The sequence below is a fragment of the Halobacillus sp. genome (assembly GCF_049282395.1).
Lineage (GTDB): Bacteria > Bacillota > Bacilli > Bacillales > Halobacillaceae > Halobacillus.
Map to the genome: position 1 here is coordinate 1 of NZ_JBAPTY010000046.1, position 5437 is coordinate 5437.

A 5437-nucleotide genomic window follows, 5' to 3' on the forward strand; every position below is an offset into this window, starting at 1 on the left:
ATTTTTTCCTATTCTATTACCTTTATTTTCATCGTCATGCTTTTAAGTGCCCTTTCAATTGAAATTGGACCACTGCTCGCGGGAGCCGGAATTGTTGGTCTTGCCATTGGCTTCGGTGCTCAGGGACTGGTTTCCGATATTGTGACCGGTTTTTTCCTATTATCCGAGCGGCAGGTTGAAGTGGGAGATTACGTAACAGCTGGTGGATATGACGGAGTAGTTGAGGAAGTAGGTATACGGACAACTCTGCTCCGCAGCTTCGATGGAACCCTGAATTTCATCCCAAACCGGAACATTTCAGGCGTAGCCAACCACTCTCGAGGCAACATGCGTGCGCTGGAGGATATCGGCATTGGTTATGATGAAAACATTGATCAGGCTATGACTGTCCTAAAAGAGGTTGCTGACGAGTTTGCAAACGATGAGCGTTTTAAAGAAGGACCAAGCGTTCTTGGTGTACAAAGCCTAGGTTCTTCCGATGTTGTCATCCGCATCTTAGGAAAAACGGAAAATATGGAACAATGGGCTGTGGAGAGAGACTTGAGAAAAGCTATGAAAGAAGCTCTCGATCAGGCAGGTATTGAAATTCCTTACCCTCATCAAGTATACGTAACGAAAAAAGAGAACGATTAATCGCTCTCTTTGAAAACAGGCCCGGGGAAACCCGGGCTATTTTTAATGGGTGTCTTCCCATGCTTCTACTTTTTTAATCTGGCCGTCTTCCATATCCACGATCTTAAACTGTAATTTATCTTCCGCTACAATGGTTCCTTCCCTTGCATCATAATCACGGGTATAAATCCAACCGGAAATCGTATCAATATCTTCATGGTCTAAGTCTAAATCAAAAAATTCGTTGATATCCTGAATGGATGTTTTCCCTTCCAGAAGGAAGTGACCATTTTTCAGACGCTTAATTTCACGTTCTTCTTCATGATCAAATTCATCACGAATCTCCCCAACGATTTCTTCCAGAATATCCTCTACCGTCACGATGCCGGATGTTCCGCCATACTCATCCATCAATACGACCATATGCGTGCGATCCTTCTGCATTTTCACCAGAAGATCATGAATCGGTACATTTTCAAACACTTTCATTACCGGCCGGATGAAAGACCGGAGTGACCCCTGCTCCTGGACATCTTCATAAAAGAATTCTTTCATGTGAATAATGCCAATCACCTGGTCCTTATCTCCATCTACTACTGGATAACGCGTGTACCGTTCCTGTTTCATCTCACGCAGAACATTTTTCAAGGAATGATTAATATCAATTACAGCCATTTCTGTCCGTGGAATCATTATTTCTTTCGCCGTCCGGTTATCGAACTCAAAAATACGATCCACGTAGGTGTATTCGGACCGGTTAATCTCTCCTTTTTGATAGCTTTGCGTTAAAATATGTCTCAATTCATCTTCTGAGTGGACTTCCTCTGACTCGTTAGCCGTTTGAAAACCAAACAGACGGACCAGTACATTGGCTGAACCATTTAGCAGCCAGATCAATGGATACATAAGTTTGCTGTACAGCATCAAAGGTCTGGATAAAAGAAGTGTTATAGCTTCAGCCTTCTGTATTGCTACTGTCTTAGGAGCAAGTTCTCCGAGAACCACATGCAGAAATGTAATAATGAAGAAAGAGATAGCAAAGGAAATGGTATGAGTGATCCCGGATGGTAAATTGAAATTACCGATTAAAGGATCGAGCAGGATTACAAGCGTTGGCTCACCAAGCCACCCGAGTCCTAAAGCGGTAATCGTAATACCCAGCTGACAAGCAGATAAATAATAATCAAGATTGTTAAGCACCCGCAGAGAATTTTTAGCTTTTTTATTTCCTTCTGCAGCTTTTGCCTCTATACGTGTTTTTCTGACTTTTACGATCGCAAATTCACTGGCCACAAAAAAAGCTGTGAGTATAATCAAAACAGCTACGGCTAATAGTTTCAACGTCGATTCCATAATGCAACTCTCCCTGTTCTATGTACTGGAGGTAAAACCTCCATCTGTTTCTTAGGAGAAACGAGCGTGCACTTCCTGACAAACTTCATCCGCCGTCTTCCCATGAGCATCAATAACAGAAGCTTTGGTTTCAGCATCCATGATTCCCATTACGTTGCGGTCCTGCCCGGAAATAACACAGCAGTCACAGCTCGCCGCATCCTCCTGTTTTTTCATCTCAACCAACTCATACCCTTTTTGCTGAAGAGCTGAACGTATATCACTTAGATTTTCTTCAATACCTATTCTTTTCATCACCATCTACCTCCCTGCTTTATTTTAACAAGCATCTTTTAGTGTTTACCGAAGGCAGATGGGTATGCATCCATTTCTTTTACAGACCTCTCATATGAGCTTCAACCAGGTTCACTCCTACAAGCAAAGCCTCTTCTTTTGGATTTAATGCAGATTGGTGCAGCCCTGCTTCAGAATCCACTCCAAGCCAGAACATAAATCCTGGAATTTCCTTCAGCATGTAGCCGAAGTCTTCACCTGTCATAGCCATACTTGCCTCTTTAAACTCGTAAGAAGAGCTATCTACCGTGTGTTTGAAGCTCTGGACAGCTTCTTTATCATTAAAGACTTGATAATAATTGGATCCGTAGTGAATAGATATGTGGCAGTCGTTGCTAATTTCAAATCCTTTGGCCAGTTTTTCAATGTCAGATTTGACTTGATCCATCGATTCCGGTGTCAGGGTACGGATCGTTCCTTCGAGTCTTGCTTCCTGAGCAATAATATTTTGTACGGTTCCAGCTTCCATTTTACCTATTGTTATAACTGCGCTGTCGAGCGGGTCTAAGCGACGGGCAACGATTTGTTGAAGGTGAGTGACAAAGGAACTGCCTGCAACAACCATATCCTTCGCCATATGAGGAAAAGCAGCGTGACCCCCAACGCCTTTAAAATCGATAAATAATTCACTTGTATTCGCAAAAAGCAGTCCGGGTTTAGTGGATACCGATCCTACCGGGAGCTCTGGAGCAATGTGCAGCCCAAAAATGGTATCGGGTTTATGCTGCTTTAGAAAATCAGCCTGAAGCATAGGTTCTGCCCCTCCCGGACCTTCTTCTGCCGGTTGGAATAAAAAGACCACATGATGATCAGCCGGATCTGAAGCAAGCCTCGTCAAGGCCCCTAAAGCAATCGTCATATGGAAATCATGACCGCAGGCGTGCATCCTTCCTTGATGAAGTGAACGGAAGTCGAAGCCTGTTTCTTCATTTAAGGGTAAACCGTCAATGTCTGCACGATAGCCAATCGTTTTCTCCCCGCGCTTTCCTTCCACTTTAACAAATATGCCGGTTCTCCATGTTTCAACGGTTAGAGCCTCCTGAGGAAGCTGCTTGATGTAGTCCAATAAAAATGTCTGTGTTTTTTCTTCTTGAAATCCAAGTTCAGGAATCTGATGCAGATTTCGTCTTACCTCAATTAATTTTTCCAATTCCACGGGGGGCCCTCCTTATAAGAAAGGCCTTGCTGCTTCAGCAAGGCCTCATTCATATTTATTGATCTAATTTACGAAGTTCTTGTTTAATTTCAGTTTTTGATTTGGTCTGGTCGTCGATATCTTTAATTTTCTTCGCTGGCGTTCCTGCTACGAGTGTATTAGGTTCTACATCAGCCGTAACAATCGAGCCGGCTGCCACAACAGCACCTTCACCGACCGTGACGCCTTCAAGAATAACAGCATTCGCTCCGATAACCACGCCATCCTCAACTACAACAGGACTTGCAGAAGGTGGCTCAATAACCCCGGCTAATACGGCTCCGGCTCCGATATGACAATTTTTACCTACCGTAGCACGGCCTCCAAGCACAACGTTCATATCAATCATCGTGCCTTCACCGACAACAGACCCGATATTAATCATGGCCCCAAGCATAATCACGGCTCCATCTCCAATTTCCACTTGGTCACGGATAATAGCGCCAGGTTCGATACGCGCGTTGACTTTTTTCAGATCAAGCAGTGGAATGGCGGAGTTTCTGCGGTCATTTTCAATAACATAATCCTTAATTTCACTGCTGTATTTTTCAAGAAGAGGCTGAATCACTTTCCACTCTCCGAATATGACTCCGGATTGTCCGGAAATAAAGTCTTGTACTTGTTCTCCAAAATCCAGACTCTCTAGCTGGTCACCCTTTACATATACTTTAACAGGTGTAGATTTTTCACTGTTTGAAATAAATGAAATAATTTCATTAGCATCCATTTGATTCAAGTTAAACTCCTCCTTTTATGTAATTCTTTCACCCTTTACTTTATCAAAGCGGCAAGGATGATATCAAACTTCTTTTTTTGGAAGTCGCAAAATTAATAAAAAACTGATGACTGCCAGTATGAGTATTCCTATATATACCACATGCAGCCCTGAAGTTAGTCCTGATTGTAACACTTCCAGGGCTCGTTTGCCTAACTCATTTCTCCCGCTTTCCCGTAAAAGTAAATTCGTGGAATCCACGGTAAATTGATCAGGTAGACCCGACTGCTCAATCGCCGCATTAATCCGGCTGTTCAGCAGTCCTCCGAGCAAGGCGGCACCAATCGCACTGCCTATAGTCCGCATAAACATGTTCGTTGCTGTCGCTATGCCTCTTGTCTTCCAATCTACCGTGTTTTGAATAGAGACGATAAAGGAGGTTGATGAGAGACCCATGCCTATTCCAATGAACAGAGAACCAATTGCAGCAAATAATGGACCTTTATCAGGCGTTAAGACTGAAAATAATGAAGCTCCTATAATTAGAGATACTCCTCCGAGGATTGAAGTCGGACGGAAGCCTATTCTGAGCACAAGCCGTCCGGCAAGGGTGGAAGCAATAGGCCAGCCGATCGACATAGCCGTCAAGGTGAAACCTGCCACAGTGGCTGACTGCTCCATAACTCCCTGTACAAACGCCGGAAGATAACTCGTAACCCCCATAAGTATCATACCTGTTGTAAGAGAGGTTAAATTCGCATAGCGGATGGACTGGTACTTCCAAATATCAAAAGGCATCATCGGCTCGCGTGCTTTTCTTTCCACAAGGCAGAAAATAATAAAGCTGACAATAGATGCAATTGATAAAGCAAACATAGCCCATGATTTCCAGGGGATACCTACTCCTCCCTCAACCAGGATAAACATGAGTGTACTGATCGTAATGACCACCCAGAAAGAACCAGCCACATCAATGGGTCTTTTTTCTTCAGAAACATCTTCATGGAAGAAAAAAATGACACCAAGTAAAGCCAACAGGCCAAGCGGAACGTTCATCCAAAAAACATACGGCCAGCTAAGCACATCTACAAAAAATCCGCCCAGAGCTGGACCTGTCACGGCTGAAATCCCCCATACACTGGACAGGTAACCTTGGATTTTCGCTCGTTCTTCCTTTGTATAAATATCCCCGACGATCGTGGTCGCAATCGGCATTAACGCCCCTGCCC

General features: G+C 43.8%; 6 protein-coding genes. 1 reads left to right on the forward strand and 5 read right to left on the reverse strand.

Features of this window, described 5'->3' with window-relative positions; genetic code table 11:
- Window positions 1–633, forward strand: a 633-nt coding sequence (locus WAM07_RS02150) for a mechanosensitive ion channel family protein (protein ID WP_422164383.1), incomplete at its 5' end; no start/stop codon positions are given.
- Window positions 634–675: 42 nt separating this feature from the next.
- On the opposite strand, the gene WAM07_RS02155 is transcribed toward WAM07_RS02150, so the two are convergent.
- The 5 genes from WAM07_RS02155 to WAM07_RS02175 form a co-directional block, all read right to left on the reverse strand.
- The gene (locus tag WAM07_RS02155; RefSeq protein WP_422164385.1) at window positions 676–1965 is read right to left on the reverse strand and encodes a hemolysin family protein; all 1290 of its coding nucleotides are present in this window, start codon (window positions 1963–1965) and stop codon (window positions 676–678) included.
- Window positions 1966–2016: 51 nt separating this feature from the next.
- Entirely contained in the window at window positions 2017–2259 is a 243-nt protein-coding gene (locus WAM07_RS02160) for a YkuS family protein (protein WP_422164386.1), read from the reverse strand.
- A 79-nt stretch (window positions 2260–2338) separates the two neighbouring features.
- Window positions 2339–3454, reverse strand: a complete 1116-nt coding sequence (locus WAM07_RS02165) for an N-acetyldiaminopimelate deacetylase (RefSeq protein ID WP_422164388.1) — start codon at window positions 3452–3454, stop codon at window positions 2339–2341.
- Between the two features lie 55 nt (window positions 3455–3509).
- Complete coding sequence (dapD, locus tag WAM07_RS02170; RefSeq protein ID WP_422164390.1) at window positions 3510–4229, reverse strand: 2,3,4,5-tetrahydropyridine-2,6-dicarboxylate N-acetyltransferase; 720 nt, start codon at window positions 4227–4229, stop codon at window positions 3510–3512.
- A gap of 63 nt (window positions 4230–4292) precedes the next feature.
- On the reverse strand, window positions 4293–5437 hold a 1145-nt coding region (locus WAM07_RS02175; RefSeq protein WP_422164392.1), incomplete at its 5' end, for an MFS transporter.

Excerpts from the sequence above, each read along its gene's own strand:
- WAM07_RS02155 (WP_422164385.1), bottom strand. The coding sequence starts at position 1,965 with ATGGAATCGACGTTGAAACTATTAGCCGTAGCTGTTTTGATTATACTC.
- WAM07_RS02160 (WP_422164386.1), bottom strand. The coding sequence starts at position 2,259 with ATGAAAAGAATAGGTATTGAAGAAAATCTAAGTGATATACGTTCAGCT.